The organism is Rhodococcus sp. AD45-ID, assembly GCF_003023755.1.
Taxonomy (GTDB): domain Bacteria; phylum Actinomycetota; class Actinomycetes; order Mycobacteriales; family Mycobacteriaceae; genus Rhodococcus_F; species Rhodococcus_F globerula.
Window position 1 is genome coordinate 2,244,207 of record NZ_PYHL01000001.1, and the last position, 14,561, is coordinate 2,258,767.

Genomic DNA, 14,561 nt, shown 5'->3' on the forward strand with positions numbered 1-14,561 from the left:
CATCTGTACAGATATTCAGATAAAAAATGGGCAATGCGGACGTTTCGCCAGACGGCAGCGCGTCAGGACACTGCGTGAACCAGTTGGGGCAGCGGCAGGCCGGTGTAGTTCTCGGCAATCAAGGTCAGCCCTGCTTGGGAGCCGGTCACGACGTCGAGTTCAGCTTCCTGCCGTTTGATGTCGAACGGCGACGCGTCGGGCGCTGTATGCAGCATCGTCGACATCCACCACGAGAAATGCTGAGCACGCCACACCCTCGGCAACACAGCCGAGGAGTAACCGTCGAGGGCTTGTCGATCCCCAGCGGTAAAGAAACCGACCATGGCGTCGGCCAGAACCCACACGTCTGCCAGCGCGAGGTTCATGCCCTTGGCGCCGGTCGGTGGGACAGTGTGCGCGGCGTCCCCGGCCAGGAACAAGCGGCCGGATTGCATGGGTTCACACACAAAGCTACGGAACGGCAGGATGCTCTTCGAGAAGATGGCGCCCTCCTTGACCTCGACGCCAGGTCCGTCCACGCGTCGGTGCAACTCGTCCCAGATTCGATCGTCCGACCAGTCGTCGACAGTGTCGTCGACCGAAACCTGTAGGTAGTGCCGCTGCACAGTCTCGGATCGTGTGCTGCAGAGTGAAAATCCCCGCGGGCTGTGGGCGTAGATGAGTTCGTCCGAGGTTCGGGGGGCCTCGGCAAGAATGCCGAACCAGACGAACGGGTACTGGCGGAAGTAGTCGGTGCGTACCTCGGGCTCCGGAATGAGGTGGCGCGTCCCGGTTCGCGAACCATCGCATCCCGCAACAAGTTCGGAGTCCAGCCGCTGCGCCTGACCGTCGGAGTCGACAAACGTGATGAACGGGCGATCGCCAGTGTGCTCGTGGACCTCGACGTCACTGACGCCGAAGCGAATGTCGCCGCTGTCTGCCAGCCTGCGCGCAATCAGATCGATGAGCACCTCATGCTGCGGGTACACAGTGACAGCCCGACCCGTGAGCCCTTCGAAGTCGACGCGACGCCCCTCACCGGCGAACCTGATCTGGGTACCGGTGTGGCGATGACCTTCCGCGAGTAACCGATCACCCACGCCGGTTGCGATCATCAAATCCACGGTGTTCTGCTCGAGAATTCCCGCCCGGATCGTTCCTTCGACGTCTTCGCGGGTACGGCATTCCAGGACAACGGAATCGATCCCCTGAAGATGAAGAAGATGGGAGAGCATCAGACCGGCCGGACCGGCCCCGACGATACCGACCTGGGTGCGAATGGGCGGCAGACTCATAGAACTCTCCTCGGTAGAGAACAACTTTTCACTGATTGGATGGTCGCGGGACATGAGGGCCGTCAACAAGGTAGTTTTCATTGAGTGAAAGAAGTCGCTACTCCGCCGGGAATGCTGGAACGAGCTATGGTCCTGCTCGATCTGTTCACTCCGCAGCACCCCCGCCAGACAATCACCGAACTTGCACTGGGTTCCGAACTGCCCGTGCCGACGGTCTTTCGCATCTGCCGAGAACTCACCAGGCTCGGAGCCCTCGAACGTGGCGACGACGGCCGATTTCAGATCGGACTTCGGGTCTGGGAGATCGGGTCCCGCGCACCCCGAGCACACGGTTTACGTTCCGTAGCAATGCCGTTCATGGAGGACTTGCACGAAATCACCGGGCAGAACGTACAACTGGTTGTCCGCGACCACCTCGAGGCTGTCTACCTGGAGCGGTTGTCGAGCCACGACGCCGTCGGTCTTGTCGGCCGGGCTGGTGGACGATTGCCGCTGCACGCGTCCAGCGGTGGGCTGGTGCTTCTGGCTCATGCTCCCCATGGCGTCTTCGACGATGTTGTCGCGGCCGGATTGCGGGCACTGACGCCGTTCACGATCACCGAGGAACCTACGCTTCGTTCTCTGCTGGCCGAGATCCGCCGCACCGACATCGTCATAGCTCGCCAGTACCTCAATCTCGGCACGCTGGCGATAGCGTCGCCTATTCGCCGCTCTCGCGACGTTGTCGCGGCATTATCTGTTGTCGTTCCACTCGACACCGGCAGCGCTCCCCTCGTCCCGGCACTGCAGGCGGCCAGTCGCGCGATCTCCCGAGGAATTTCCTGACCCGAATCAGGTTTCACCTCGACGGAAGATCTTGTTGCCCAGCCAGACCAGCGGATCATAACGCCGATCCACGACTCGTTCCTTCATCGGGATGATTGCGTTGTCGGTGATCTTGATGTCCTCCGGGCATACCTCGGTGCAGCATTTGGTGATGTTGCACAGACCGAGTCCGGACTGGTCTTGCGCGGCGTCCCGACGGTCTGCTGTATCGAGAGGGTGCATTTCGAGTTCGGCGATCCGAATGAAGAAGCGGGGGCCGGAAAACGCCTCCTTGTTGTCCTCGTGATCGCGCACGACGTGACAAGTGTTCTGACACAGGAAGCATTCGATGCACTTGCGGAACTCCTGCGAGCGGGCGACGTCGATCTGCTGCATTCGGTACTCACCGGGAGCCAAGCCGGGCGGCGGTGTGAACGACGGAATCTCGCGTGCCTTCCGGTAATTGAACGAGACATCGGTGACCAGATCACGGATGACCGGGAATGCGCGCATCGGAGTCACAGTCACCACTTCGTCCTCCGCAAAAGTCGACATCCGCGTCATACACAGCAGCCGCGGACGCCCGTTGATCTCCGCTGAGCACGATCCACACTTGCCCGCCTTGCAGTTCCACCGCACCGCGAGATCCGGAGTCTGCGTGGCCTGCAACCGGTGAATGATGTCGAGCACCACCTCCCCCTCGTTCACCGGAACCGAATAGTCCCGCAGCTCACCACCATCGGCATCGCCGCGCCACACCCGGAAACTCGCGTCGTAGCCCATGTCAGGTTTTCCTTCCCGGATGGCCGGCAAGTTCGGCGTCCGTGTAGTACTTCGCCAACTCGTCGATGTCGAAGAGCGCCAAAAGGTCCGGTCGCATCGGCGATTGCGGCTCGGAGGTGACCTGCACGTCGGGAACAACAACATCCGCTCGCCCGGCGACCGCTGCATCCACAGCGCACACCAGCAGGGTGTTGCGCCACTGCGCAGCCATCGCCGGGTGATCGTCCCGAGTATGTCCGCCCCGGCTCTCGGTGCGCAGCAGCGCGGCTTTCGCGACACATTCGCTGACCAGCACCATGTTTCGCAGATCCACAGCCAGATGCCATCCCGGATTGAACTGCCGATGCCCCTCCACCACAACCGAATCGATCCGTCGTTTGATGTCGTCGAGCGTGCGCAGCGCGCGGTCGACTTCCTCAGCGGTGCGGATGATGCCGACCAAGTCGTTCATCGTCTGCTGCAGTTCGGTGTGCAGGGTGTACGGGTTCTCGAGGGCACCGGCGTCACCCTGAGGTTCGAACGGCGAGAGCAACATCCGTGACGCGGCATCCACGTCGCCGTCCGCCACGACGGGCCGAGCAGGCAGCGACTTCACATAAGTCGCGGCGCCGAGGCCGGCTCGTCTACCGAACACGAGCAAATCCGACAGCGAATTTCCGCCCAGCCGGTTGGACCCGTGCATTCCGCCGGAGCACTCCCCCGCCGCGAACAACCCCGGTACGTTCGACGAACCGGAGTCCGGGTCGACCTCGATCCCGCCCATCACGTAGTGGCAGGTCGGACCGACTTCCATTTGCTCTTTTGTGATGTCGACGTCCGCGAGTTCCTTGAACTGGTGATACATCGACGGCAACCGGCGCTTGATTTCCTCGGCCGGCATTCGCGACGCGATGTCGAGGTACACACCGCCATGCGGGGTTTCACGTCCCTCCTTCACCTCGGTGTTGATGGCGCGAGCCACCTCGTCGCGGGGTAGCAGATCGGGGGTGCGCCTGTTGTTCTCCTGATCCTCGTACCACCGATCGGCTTCTTCTGCCGTCTCGGCGTACTGGCCCTTGAACACCGGCGGGATGTAGGAAAACATGAAGCGGTCGCCCTCGGAGTTCTTGAGCACACCACCGTCACCGCGTACGCCCTCCGTCACGAGAATGCCTTTGACGCTCGGCGGCCACACCATGCCCGTCGGGTGAAACTGAACGAACTCCATGTTGATCAAGTTGGCGCCCGCGCGAAGTGCCAGCGCGTGTCCGTCCCCGGTGTACTCCCACGAATTGGATGTGACCTTGAACGACTTGCCAATTCCGCCGGTAGCCATCACCACGGCCGGTGCTTCGAACAGCACGCACCGTCCACTCTCACGCCAGTATCCGAAGGCACCGGAAATACGGTCGCCGTCCTTCGTCAGTTCCGAGATGGTGCATTCCGCAAAGATCTTGACGCGTGCCTCGTAGTCTCCGTTGGCCGCGAAGTCTTCCTGCTGAAGCGAGACAATCTTCTGCTGCATCGTTCGAATGATCTCGAGACCTGTTCGGTCACCGACGTGAGCGAGCCGCGGATACGTGTGACCACCGAAGTTGCGTTGACTGATTCGCCCGTCCGGCGTCCGATCAAACAGTGCGCCATAGGTTTCGAGTTCCCACACTCGATCCGGCGCCTCACGCGCGTGCAGCTCCGCCATCCGCCAGTTGTTGAGGAACTTCCCACCGCGCATCGTGTCCTGGAAATGCGTCTGCCAGGTGTCCTTCTCGTTGGCGTTGCCCATCGCGGCAGCGCACCCACCCTCCGCCATGACGGTGTGAGCCTTGCCGAACAGCGACTTACAGACCACGGCAACAGAGAGTCCTTGCTCTCTGGCCTCGATCACCGCGCGTAGTCCGGCTCCGCCGGCTCCGATCACCACGACGTCGTAGGTGTGCCGTTCGACTTCGGTCATTCACTCTCCCTGAAGAATTGGGTGGTCAATTGATCAGACGTAGGTCGTCGATCGTCCCGCTGGCCACGAGCATGATGTAGAAATCGGTGATCATGAGTGTGCCGAGCGTGGTCCACGCCAGCTGCATGTGCCGCGTGTTGAGTTTGCTCACCTGCGTCCACAACCAGTAGCGGATCGGATGTTTCGAAAAATGGGTGAGCCGTCCACCCGTGACGTGACGACACGAATGGCACGACACCGTGTAGGCCCACAGCAAGCACACGTTGCCGACGAGGATCAGCGTGCCGAGACCCATCCCGAAGCCACCGTCCGCTCCGTGGAAAGCCCGAATCGCGTCGTAGGTATTGATGATCGACACAACAACCGCGACGTAGAAGAAGTACCGATGCGAGTTCTGGATGATCAGCGGAAGTCGTGTTTCACCCGAGTACGCGCGATGTGGTTCTGCGACCGCACAGGCAGGCGGCGACAGCCACACAGACCGGTAATAGGCCTTGCGATAGTAGTAGCAGGTCAGCCGGAATCCGAGAAGGAACGGCAGCACCAGGAACCCGAGCGGAATCCACATCGGCAATTCACCGATCGGTGTGCCGAAATCGCTGGAACCCGGCGCACACGAGTCGCTCAGGCACGGAGAGTAGAACGGTGTCAGGTAGTGATAGTCCGCGACCCAGTACGCGCTGCGGACGAACGACCGGATCGTCGCGTAGACCAGGAAGACGGACAATCCCAGTACGGTCAGTAGCGGCGCTCGCCACCACCGGTCCGTTCTCAGCGTGCGTGCCGCAATGCGAGCACGCGAAGAAGCACCGACCCCACTCGAATCGATCGGTGGTGCACTCATCCGTCGTGCTCGGTCGGGTGGCCGCCGATACCCTCGTCATCGGCGCCCTGCCACATCGACGCGTCGTACGGTGTGTCGGGCACGGGGATTCGTTCAGCCTGTTCGTGATGGGTCAGGTGCGGCGGCGATGCGTCAAGATCGCCGGAGTCGATCTCGAGCCGCTCCAGATCATTGACCAACCGGCGGACCTGCGGCACGTCGCCGTACAAGGACCGCAGCGAACCGACACAGTGACGGAGATGGTCGATGGTGCGCTCGAGTTCGAGCATTTCGGTGGTTGACATAAATCTCTCCAACCGATCGGTAGAAGTGGTGACTCATATCGGCTTCGACAACCGGGTCGCTGTACCTCCTGCGCGTGAAAGTTGTGTTCCTCGCATCTGCGGGTACCCCAATTGCGGTAGTTCCACCCGGCTTGCTCGCGTGTTCTACTGAAAATGTTGTTTTATCGGTGACGGCCTCATGTGCCCCCAGGAGAACGATGACCAAACTGGATTCCACTGACGCGGAAAAGAACGACGGCAGAGCGATCAGAGCCTTTCGCCTGCCTATCTTCACGGTGATCGCATTGGCGATCTTCGCCTTTGTCGCGGGCGGTTTCGGCGGTTCGTTCCAGAGCAAACTCGCAGAGGTTCAGAAGAACGACAACTCGTCGTATCTTCCGAGTTCTGCGGAGTCCACCGTCGTCGCAAATGAATCCGCGAAATTCCTTCCGGTGGAGACCATTCCTGGGTTTGTCGTATTCCATCGGGATTCCGCGCTGACCGATGCGGACAAAGCTGCTGTCGAATCTGCACGTCAAGCCATTTCCCGAGTACCCGGCGTCGATGCCGACGGGATGCAGCCAACTCAATTCTCCGCCGACGGCACCATTGCATCCATTTTCGTTCCGCTGATCGCCAAGGACGACGGCGCCGCGGTGTCCGGTGAGGACCTGGCGGCAACCGAACAGAAAGTCCTCGACGCGGCCGAGCAGGCTGCCGGCGACATGGAAGTACTACCGGCCGGTCCTGGCGGGCTCCTGGTGGCCTTCATCGACGCTTTTGCCGGCTTGGACAGTGCGCTCCTCGGCGCCGCCTTACTCGTTGTCATCCTGATTCTTCTAGTGGTCTACAGATCGCCGGTGCTGTGGTTCTTCCCGCTGTTCTCGGCGCTCCTGGCAATCGGCTTGTCGTCGATGGTGATCTACTTCCTCGCGAAGGCCGAGATCCTGACCTTGACCGGTCAATCTCAAGGAATCTTGTTCGTACTCGTGATCGGTGCGGGCACCGACTATGCGCTGCTGCTCATTTCGCGTTACCGCGAAGAACTTCACAGCTACCCCAATCGATTCGACGCGATGATCCGGGCGTGGCGTGAATCAGCGCCCGCGATCACAGCATCGGCTGTCACTGTCGTTCTCGGACTGCTCTGCCTGACCTTCTCGCAGTTGAACTCCAACAAGAGCCTCGGCCCGGTGGCCGCGATCGGGATTGCCTGCACGTATCTGGTGATGATGACGTTCATGCCGGTTGCACTGGCGGTGGTCGGCCGCTGGGTGTTCTGGCCCCGAACTCCACGCGTCGATCACGCCGCAGATCTTGCGACGCACGGCATGTGGGGCAAGATCGCGACAACTGTCGGCAATAAGGATCGCTCGTTGTGGATCGGCGCGTCGATCCTGCTCATCGTGTTGTTCGCGGCCGGAATCGGAAGCCTGAAAACCGATGGGCTGACCGCGGCCCAGAACTTCACCAACACTCCGGACGCCGTTGTCGGGCAAGAACTCTACGATTCCGCGTTCGACCCGGGAGCCGGTGCCCCGGCCGTCATCACTGCGAACGCGGATCAGTCCGATGCGGTCATCAAGGCGGCAAGCGCTGTCGAGGGTATATCCCAGGACGCCGGGTCCGTATGCACGCAAGTCGACGTGGCGAAGGTCAGCGAATTGATCAAGACCAATCCAGCGGCCGTCGCCCAGGCAGCGGCCGCCGGCTGTGCCCCACCAGGCTTCACTGCCCCGCCGATCAACGGTCGCACCATGATCAACGCGATGCTTGTCGATTCATACGACTCGCCACAGGCACTCGAGACGATCAAGCGTCTCCGGACCGCTGTACACGCAGTTCCAGGCGCCGACGCTCTTGTGGGCGGCAGCACCGCAACCACACTCGACGTTCAAGCAGCGTCTGTGCGCGACCGCAATCTCATCATCCCCATCGTGCTTGCGGTTATCTTCGTTGTTCTTGCGCTACTGCTTCGCGCGCTGGTCATTCCCGTAATTCTGATTGCAACGGTGGTCCTTTCGTTTGCAGCCACCTTGGGCGTCAGCGGCTTCTTCTTCACTCACGTCTTTGGTTTTGCAGGCGCAGACCAGTCGTTCCCGCTCTACGCGTTTGTCTTCCTCGTAGCGCTGGGCATCGACTACAATATCTTCCTGATGACCCGTGTTCGCGAGGAAACGGGTGAATTCGGCACTCGCGCAGGTGTATTGCGCGGACTTGCCGTCACCGGCGGCGTCATCACTTCGGCCGGGATCGTGTTGGCGGCAACGTTTGCCGTCCTGGGAATTCTTCCACTGGTCTTCTTGGCCGAGATCGGTTTTGCCGTTGCGTTCGGCGTGCTGCTGGACACGATCATAGTGCGCAGCGTCCTGGTTCCCGCTCTGTCCCATGACATCGGCAAGAAAATCTGGTGGCCATCCAGCCTGGCGACCTCGAAAGACTGACTAGAGAAAAGCTTCTTTCGTCCACAGATGAAACAACGCGTAAGCGCGCCACGGTCGCCATTGCTCCGACAATGCCGCAGCTTCCTTGCCGGACGACACACCCAACGCGCGTTTGAGAACCAGATCATCCGGCACAAACGCGTCCCGATCTCCGAGGATCCTCACGGTCAGATAGTCGGCAGTCCACGGCCCGATTCCTGGCAGAGCTAGAAGATCAGCACGAAATCGCACTCGGTCGGCATCCCAGCCGAGATCAAGATACTCGGCAGCGGCAATCGCCAAGGTGTGCACCGTTCGTGCACGCGCACTGGTCAATCCGACAGCTTTCTGTATCGCCTCCGGAGAACTGGCCGCTACAGACTCCGCCGATGGGAAGGCCGAGAACTCGTGATTCACGGGTAGACCGAACGCTCCGACAAACCGTCCACCAAATGTTCGCGCCGCCCCCAGCGAAACCTGCTGCCCCAGAACAGTCAGCACCGCAGTCTCGAAACCGTCGACGCTACCGAGCACACGTAAACCTGGCCGGGCCGAGATCAGCGGAGCCAGCGTCTTGTCCGACGCCAGCACCGCCTCCCACACACGATGATCGCCGTCGAGATCGAGCCACCGCCGTACAACCGACTCGAGCTGAGCGGCGTCCGTGTCCCTGTCCGCGCTCACCGACACACAATCGTCGTGCCATGACACCGACACGATCACGGGACCGGTCGGCAACGGCACGACGCGCACATGAACCCCGTCGTCGTGACGTTCCAATCCGGCTACCGCATGGGCCTTCAACGCGCCGATCAACGGCTCCGTCGCATACGGCGGCGTGAACGGAAGAGTCAGCGTCGCAGCCTTGTTCATTGCCGCGATTCCAGGTCCAGCAGTACGGCCTTGAGCTTCGGGCCGCCCGCGTACTGGCCCAGGCTTCCGTCACTTCGGACAACTCTGTGACATGGCACCACCAACGGCAATGGATTCTTCGCACACGCCGTGCCCACCGCCCGCACTGCACGCGGGCTACCCGACGCCGCGGCGACCGTCGAATAGCTTGCGGTGTGGCCGTATTCGATCTCCGGAAGGTGGCGCAGCACTTCACGCCGAAATCCCTTTGCCAGCTGGAAATCCAAATCCAGGTCGAATTCCCTTCGGGCGCCGGCAAAGTACTCGTCCAGCTCCCGCGCAACGGCGTCGAGCCTGCGCGGATGATGCAGGACACGCGGACTGACAGTATCGGCCAGCCGTCCAAGCACGACGTCGTGCCCCTCGACGGCAAACGCCACCCGCACCAATCCGACGTCCGTTGCAGCGAGGAGCAATTTCCCGATCGGCGAATCAACGATCCGATAGGCAACATCGATCAACTGCGCCGCCGCAGCGGCATCAGCCAGCCGTGAGTGCAGTCGCGCCAGCGCTTCCGGGTCGGACGCGGGGAGTGCGCCGAACACATCAGCTTCGGTAGTCATGATCGGCTCCCTTCCGGAACGGTGTTGGGTAAGTATGTTTTTCGCAGGGACGCAATACCGTCGGAGCCGGCCTTCCTCGCGGCGGACGGAGTACTACCCAGAATCTCGGCGATCTCCGCGTACGGCAGCCCGCCCAGGAAGTGGTACGCCACCGACGCTCGCTGCTTGAACGGCAGTTGTTCGAGTGCATCCCAGAGTTCGTGATTCCAGGTTCCCGGAAGGCCGATACGCGTCGGCAATTCCGGAAGGTCGTCGGTAGGAACCGCGACGCGCCCTCGTACTCGCACGATGTCGATGGCTTTGCGGTGCGCAATGGTCACGAGCCATGCCTCGACATTCGCGCCGGGATCCAGGTCCGGATAGGCACGCATTGCCGCCAGGAAGGTCTCGGACCACGCGTCCTCCGCGTCGACCGGACCGACCACAGCGCGGCACACCCGAAGCACCACCGCTCCGTGCTCTGTCACGACGTTCTCGAATGGTTTCAGTGCCACGATCGGTAAACGCTCGCATCACGAGATATGTGAGTTCGTTCCATCAGAACAGCACGTCCGAGATTCCACCGGACTCCTGCTCGAGCAGAAAGCGCTTGCGGTCGAGACCGCCCGCAAAGCCCGTCAGGCTCCCGTCACTACCGACCACGCGATGGCACGGCACGATGATGCTGATCGGGTTCTTACCGTTTGCCGCCGCGACAGCACGAATCGCCAGAGGGTTGCCAAGGGTTTGCGCGAGGTCCATATAGGACCACGTCTGCCCGTAGGGAATTGTCCGCAGCGCATCCCACACTCGTTGCTGAAACTCCGTGCCCGACGGATCCAACGGCAACGAGAACTCGGTTCGCTCTCCGGAAAAATACTCGTCCAACTGTTCCCGGACAGCACCGAAATTCGCGGGTGAACTCTCCCCGAAAGTCGACTCGTTCGGCTTGTGACGATGCTCTGCCATGTAGAGACCGCACAAGCCGTTTGCCGTCGCGACCAGTGTCAACGGCCCGATCGGCGACTCGATCACTGTGTGGGTACGGTTATCCGCCATGTCTCGATCCTTCCAGGTATCGAGTAGCGACGGCCACGATGTGGGAACGCCAGCGCCTGAGCTACTCATATCTCGAAGACGCCCCGACTCACAGGAATGTGAGAAATGCCTGCACTTCCGACCATTATCAGGCAGTATCGAGTGATGGCTCTAGTTTTGCCGGGACGTTCCAGCCTGGTCCACTCCGTCAGCGATGTGGTGCACTGGTCGCTGTCGACGGTCGCTTTCGCGCTCACGCTCCCTGCCCGCCTCGAGGCGCTGTTGGTGAGCGTCGAGAGACTGGTTGCGCGAATCAGCCAGATAGCCGAGAACGCAGACCGCGTCGTAGTCGGCGCAGCTTCCGTCACTGTTCGCGCCGAGACGTTGATCGAAGCCGTCGAGCAAACATCTGACATCGCGCAGCAACTTCTCGAACTGTACGAACCCATCGCAGTTCAACTGGCTCCGTTAGCTGCCAGGTTTGCGGATGATCTCAGCGAATCCGAAGTCACTGCCGCCATCACGCTGATCGACAAGCTCCCGGAACTCACCGAGCGGGTCACTGCCGTCCTGCCGATTCTCGCCACCTTGGACTCGGTCTCCCCCGAAGTCCACGAACTCCTGGGGGTCGTCAAAGACCTGAAACAGGCGATCGTCGGTGTTCCCGGGTTCCACTTCTTCCGCAAGCGTGGCGAGAATCGGCCGGGTTGATCAGGCCCCGTAGCCTTCGGTACCGGCTCGGGTCATCACGATCTTGGGGACCACTGCCCTGGCGGACAAACGTAGCAACCCGTCGACCAGTTCGACGATGTCGTCGACTTTGATCATCGATTCCGGCGTAATCCGATCGTGCGTCCACGCCGACATGTCGGTGTCGACGTATCCCGGAGCAATTGCCGTGCCGCTGATGCCGTTTCCCGATTCTTCGGCGTTGAGCGCCTCGATCATCGAGATCAACGCCGCTTTGGTCGCACCGTAAACACCCAAACCGCTTTCGGCGTACACCCCGGCAATTGATGCCAGCGCAACAACCTTTGCTCCGCCACTCGGATGTGCATCCGCTGCCAGGCGCAGGAACGGCAACGACGCCTGAAGCAGCGCCAACGGCGTCCGCAGATTCACTGCGAGCGTCTTGTCGAAGCGCTTCATGGGGTAGTCCGCGATCCGCCCACTGGTTCCCACACCAGCGTTGAGAATGAGTGCACGCATCGAACCGAATCGATCACCATGGGCGGCAACCAATTCCGCCGAAAATTTCTCGTCCGCCATATCACCGGCCAACACCAGAACGTCGGGCGAACCGGCGCGGCGCAGTTCCTCGGCAACTGCGTCGAGTTTCTCACTGTCTCGCGCCGTGATGGTCAATCCGTATCCGAGCGTCGCGAGACGCGTCGCAATGCCCAGCCCGATGCCTTTGGACGCGCCTGTGACGAGCGCCGACGCACTCACGCGAACTTCCCGTTCAACGCGTTCAGCCCCGCCGAGATCAGTTCGGGTACAGCCGTTCCCGCACTCTCGAAACCACCACCGACTGTCGCGCCGGCCCGGAAACGATGATCGATCCCCTGGGCGACAACGGCCAGCTTGAAGAATCCGAGTGCCATGTAGAAGTTCCAGTTGCCGAGATCCCGACCCGAGACGCGCGAATAGCTTTGGGCCAGATCGACAACAGACGGCAGTGACGAACTGGTCCAGGCTGCCGGCTCCCCGAGAACCAGGTCCAACGCGGAATGGCGATACACGCACATCATGGCGATATCGGCCAAAGGGTCACCGAGAGTGGATAATTCCCAGTCCACTACTGCCGCGACCTTCGTGACATCGTCTGCAGCGAGGATCGTGTTGTCGATCCGGTAGTCACCGTGGACGATCGACGACTCGGAATTCTCCGGAATCAGCTCTGAGAGCGCAGAAGCCAAGCGGTCGACGTCCGCGGAATCCTCGACCTTCACCCGCGACCACTGACCGGCCCACAATTTCACCTGCCGCGCGACGTACCCGTCGGGACGCCCCAATTCTCCGAGGCCGACGGCCTTGTAGTCGACATCGTGCAGCGCCGCAAGAACACGCACCAATTCATCGACGCAGGCCGTGACCTGTTCTGCCGGAAGAGCATCCAGTTCCGACTTCGTCCGGATCACCTTGCCTTCGATGAACTCGACGACCGTGAACGTCGCACCCATCACCGACGCGTCCTCACACAGGGCGACGGTGGGAGCCACCGGCACCGCAGTGTTCTGTAGTGCCGACGTGATGCGGAATTCGCGCGCCACGTCATGCGCCGACGGCGTCAATCCCGCAGTCGGAGGGCGGCGCACAATCCAACTCGATGCGTCGTCGTAGATCCCGTAGGTGAGGTTGGACTTGCCGCCGGAGATCAGTTTCGCACGCAGATCGCCGCTGACCGCTACGTCCGAGTCGAGCAGGTACTTCCGCAGGGCAACCAGGTCGAGACCGGGAAACTCAGTCATCACGCACCGTCTCGAGCAGCTCGACGTGCCGCGCCCACAACGCGCTTCGCGATTGCCCACCGATGAACCTCGGACGGTCCGTCGTACACGCGGAACGGGCGGACCTCGCGGGACAGGCGTGCGAGAGGCAAGTCGTCGGACACACCGATACCACCGCACATCTGGATGGACCGATCGACGATACGGAAGATCGCCTCCGCTGCATACGTTTTTGCGATCGACGTGGAGTTGCTTGCATGGCCACCCTGATCGAGCTCCCAGCACGCCTGAACCAGCAGCGCGCGAGTGGCCGCGATGTCGATTTCGTTGTCCGCGATCATCTTCTGGATCATCCCGAGGTCACCGAGCTTGGAACCGAATCCTTCACGCTCCGCCACCCGGGCCACGGCGATGTCGTGCCCACGACGCGCGGCGCCCAGCCAGCGCATCACGTGTGTCATGCGGGCAGGGCCGAGACGCACCTGTGCGTAGGCGAAGCCCTGGTCGACCTCGCCCAGAACAGCCTCGTCGGGGACAAAGAGATCTTCGAAAGTGACCTCGCAGTGGCCACCGATCATGGACTTGTCGAGGGTTCCGATATGACGACCGACGATCAATCCCGGGGACTCTGCCGGCGCGAGAAACATTGTGGCACCGCCACGTTGGCCAGGTTCACCCGACGTGCGCGCCATGATGATGAAGAAGCCTGCGCCGTCAGCGCCGGTGATGAACCACTTCTTGCCGTTGATCTTCCAGCCACCCGGAGCCTTCTCGGCGCGGGTGTTGAGGGCCGACGGATCGGATCCGGCACCGGGCGCCGGTTCTGTCATCGCAAAAGCCGAACGCTTGTCACCACGGGCGAGCGGCGCGAGGAACTGTTCCTTCTGCGCCGCGTTTGCCACGTGGGCCAGCATGTGGACGTTGCCCTCGTCCGGGGCGGCGATGTTCAGTGCGGTCGGACCGAACAGTGAGTAGCCGGCCTCCTCGAATACCGGCGCACGATCACTCATGTTGAGCCCGTGCCCGCCGTATTCGATCGGCGCATGGGGAGCGAAGACGCCTGCAGCCTTTGCCGCGGTCTGCATCTCGATACGAGTTGCGTCGCCACCTGCAACGGCAATGTCGCCGCCATGCTTGTCCTCGATCGGGAGAACGACATCCCGAGTGAAGGCGCGCGTCTTCTCGATCAGCGCGGTCACCTCCGGCGCATACGTCAGATCGATTGCCACCATCCACCTCCAAGTAAGACCGACCGAGCGATCGTTCGGTACCAGCACTCTCGCACATGCCGACTC

General features: G+C 61.5%; 15 protein-coding genes. 3 read left to right on the forward strand and 12 right to left on the reverse strand.

The window, feature by feature from the left end:
- Positions 1-62: 62 nt before the first annotated feature.
- The gene (locus C7T36_RS10145; protein WP_045065075.1) at positions 63-1,274 is read right to left on the reverse strand and encodes a 4-hydroxybenzoate 3-monooxygenase; all 1,212 of its coding nucleotides are present in this window, start codon (positions 1,272-1,274) and stop codon (positions 63-65) included.
- 111 nt (positions 1,275-1,385) lie between these two features.
- Between C7T36_RS10145 and C7T36_RS10150 the strand changes: the two genes are divergently transcribed.
- A complete protein-coding gene (locus C7T36_RS10150) occupies positions 1,386-2,099 on the forward strand; it encodes an IclR family transcriptional regulator (RefSeq protein ID WP_033233401.1) in 714 nt (237 codons plus the stop codon).
- A gap of 6 nt (positions 2,100-2,105) precedes the next feature.
- Here the strand turns inward: C7T36_RS10150 and C7T36_RS10155 are convergent, their stop codons facing one another.
- From C7T36_RS10155 to C7T36_RS10170, 4 genes are read right to left on the reverse strand one after another with little or no spacing between them, the layout of a single operon-like run.
- The gene (locus tag C7T36_RS10155) at positions 2,106-2,861 is read right to left on the reverse strand and encodes a succinate dehydrogenase/fumarate reductase iron-sulfur subunit (protein ID WP_033233402.1); all 756 of its coding nucleotides are present in this window, start codon (positions 2,859-2,861) and stop codon (positions 2,106-2,108) included.
- A gap of 1 nt (position 2,862) precedes the next feature.
- Positions 2,863-4,794 carry a fumarate reductase/succinate dehydrogenase flavoprotein subunit gene (locus tag C7T36_RS10160; RefSeq protein WP_045065079.1) on the reverse strand — a complete coding sequence of 644 codons (1,932 nt, stop codon included), beginning with the start codon at positions 4,792-4,794 and terminating at the stop codon, positions 2,863-2,865.
- A gap of 25 nt (positions 4,795-4,819) precedes the next feature.
- Complete coding sequence (locus C7T36_RS10165) at positions 4,820-5,638, reverse strand: hypothetical protein (protein WP_033233404.1); 819 nt, start codon at positions 5,636-5,638, stop codon at positions 4,820-4,822.
- Positions 5,635-5,922 carry a hypothetical protein gene (locus tag C7T36_RS10170; RefSeq protein ID WP_033233405.1) on the reverse strand — a complete coding sequence of 96 codons (288 nt, stop codon included), beginning with the start codon at positions 5,920-5,922 and terminating at the stop codon, positions 5,635-5,637. Before C7T36_RS10170 ends, C7T36_RS10165 begins: the two co-directional genes overlap by 4 nt.
- Positions 5,923-6,119: 197 nt before the next feature.
- On the opposite strand from C7T36_RS10170, the gene C7T36_RS10175 reads away from it, so the two are divergent.
- Complete coding sequence (locus C7T36_RS10175; protein ID WP_033233406.1) at positions 6,120-8,345, forward strand: MMPL family transporter; 2,226 nt, start codon at positions 6,120-6,122, stop codon at positions 8,343-8,345.
- Here the strand turns inward: C7T36_RS10175 and C7T36_RS10180 are convergent, their stop codons facing one another.
- Genes C7T36_RS10180 through C7T36_RS10195 form a run of 4 tightly spaced genes read right to left on the reverse strand, consistent with a single transcriptional unit; the run spans position 8,346 to position 10,837 of the window.
- Positions 8,346-9,197: a DNA-3-methyladenine glycosylase gene (locus C7T36_RS10180; protein WP_045065080.1), complete on the reverse strand. Its 852-nt coding sequence runs from the start codon at positions 9,195-9,197 to the stop codon at positions 8,346-8,348.
- The gene (locus C7T36_RS10185) at positions 9,194-9,799 is read right to left on the reverse strand and encodes a methylated-DNA--[protein]-cysteine S-methyltransferase (protein ID WP_045065081.1); all 606 of its coding nucleotides are present in this window, start codon (positions 9,797-9,799) and stop codon (positions 9,194-9,196) included. The genes C7T36_RS10180 and C7T36_RS10185 overlap by 4 nt, the downstream gene beginning before the upstream one ends.
- On the reverse strand, positions 9,796-10,293 hold the full coding sequence (locus C7T36_RS10190) for an RNA polymerase sigma factor (RefSeq protein ID WP_045065082.1): 498 nt from the start codon (positions 10,291-10,293) through the stop codon (positions 9,796-9,798). The genes C7T36_RS10185 and C7T36_RS10190 overlap by 4 nt, the downstream gene beginning before the upstream one ends.
- A gap of 43 nt (positions 10,294-10,336) precedes the next feature.
- Positions 10,337-10,837 (reverse strand): methylated-DNA--[protein]-cysteine S-methyltransferase, encoded by a 501-nt coding sequence (locus C7T36_RS10195; RefSeq protein ID WP_045065083.1) that lies wholly within the window; start codon positions 10,835-10,837, stop codon positions 10,337-10,339.
- 144 nt (positions 10,838-10,981) lie between these two features.
- Here C7T36_RS10195 and C7T36_RS10200 point away from each other — a divergent pair, with 144 nt between their 5' ends.
- Positions 10,982-11,527 carry a hypothetical protein gene (locus C7T36_RS10200; RefSeq protein ID WP_033233835.1) on the forward strand — a complete coding sequence of 182 codons (546 nt, stop codon included), beginning with the start codon at positions 10,982-10,984 and terminating at the stop codon, positions 11,525-11,527.
- On the opposite strand, the gene C7T36_RS10205 is transcribed toward C7T36_RS10200, so the two are convergent.
- Genes C7T36_RS10205 through C7T36_RS10215 form a run of 3 tightly spaced genes read right to left on the reverse strand, consistent with a single transcriptional unit; the run spans position 11,528 to position 14,495 of the window.
- Positions 11,528-12,265: an SDR family oxidoreductase gene (locus C7T36_RS10205; protein ID WP_045065085.1), complete on the reverse strand. Its 738-nt coding sequence runs from the start codon at positions 12,263-12,265 to the stop codon at positions 11,528-11,530.
- Positions 12,262-13,287: a phosphotransferase family protein gene (locus tag C7T36_RS10210; protein WP_045065086.1), complete on the reverse strand. Its 1,026-nt coding sequence runs from the start codon at positions 13,285-13,287 to the stop codon at positions 12,262-12,264. Before C7T36_RS10210 ends, C7T36_RS10205 begins: the two co-directional genes overlap by 4 nt.
- Positions 13,287-14,495: an acyl-CoA dehydrogenase family protein gene (locus C7T36_RS10215; protein WP_045066726.1), complete on the reverse strand. Its 1,209-nt coding sequence runs from the start codon at positions 14,493-14,495 to the stop codon at positions 13,287-13,289. Before C7T36_RS10215 ends, C7T36_RS10210 begins: the two co-directional genes overlap by 1 nt.
- Positions 14,496-14,561 lie beyond the last annotated feature (66 nt).

Bases quoted from the DNA above. Each gene is read 5' to 3' on its own strand.
- C7T36_RS10145 (WP_045065075.1), bottom strand. From the start codon at position 1,274: ATGAGTCTGCCGCCCATTCGCACCCAGGTCGGTATCGTCGGGGCCGGT.
- C7T36_RS10150 (WP_033233401.1), top strand. From the start codon at position 1,386: ATGCTGGAACGAGCTATGGTCCTGCTCGATCTGTTCACTCCGCAGCAC.
- C7T36_RS10155 (WP_033233402.1), bottom strand. From the start codon at position 2,861: ATGGGCTACGACGCGAGTTTCCGGGTGTGGCGCGGCGATGCCGATGGT.
- C7T36_RS10160 (WP_045065079.1), bottom strand. From the start codon at position 4,794: ATGACCGAAGTCGAACGGCACACCTACGACGTCGTGGTGATCGGAGCC.
- C7T36_RS10165 (WP_033233404.1), bottom strand. From the start codon at position 5,638: ATGAGTGCACCACCGATCGATTCGAGTGGGGTCGGTGCTTCTTCGCGT.
- C7T36_RS10170 (WP_033233405.1), bottom strand. From the start codon at position 5,922: ATGTCAACCACCGAAATGCTCGAACTCGAGCGCACCATCGACCATCTC.
- C7T36_RS10175 (WP_033233406.1), top strand. From the start codon at position 6,120: ATGACCAAACTGGATTCCACTGACGCGGAAAAGAACGACGGCAGAGCG.
- C7T36_RS10180 (WP_045065080.1), bottom strand. From the start codon at position 9,197: ATGAACAAGGCTGCGACGCTGACTCTTCCGTTCACGCCGCCGTATGCG.
- C7T36_RS10185 (WP_045065081.1), bottom strand. From the start codon at position 9,799: ATGACTACCGAAGCTGATGTGTTCGGCGCACTCCCCGCGTCCGACCCG.
- C7T36_RS10195 (WP_045065083.1), bottom strand. From the start codon at position 10,837: ATGGCGGATAACCGTACCCACACAGTGATCGAGTCGCCGATCGGGCCG.
- C7T36_RS10200 (WP_033233835.1), top strand. From the start codon at position 10,982: ATGGCTCTAGTTTTGCCGGGACGTTCCAGCCTGGTCCACTCCGTCAGC.
- C7T36_RS10210 (WP_045065086.1), bottom strand. From the start codon at position 13,287: ATGACTGAGTTTCCCGGTCTCGACCTGGTTGCCCTGCGGAAGTACCTG.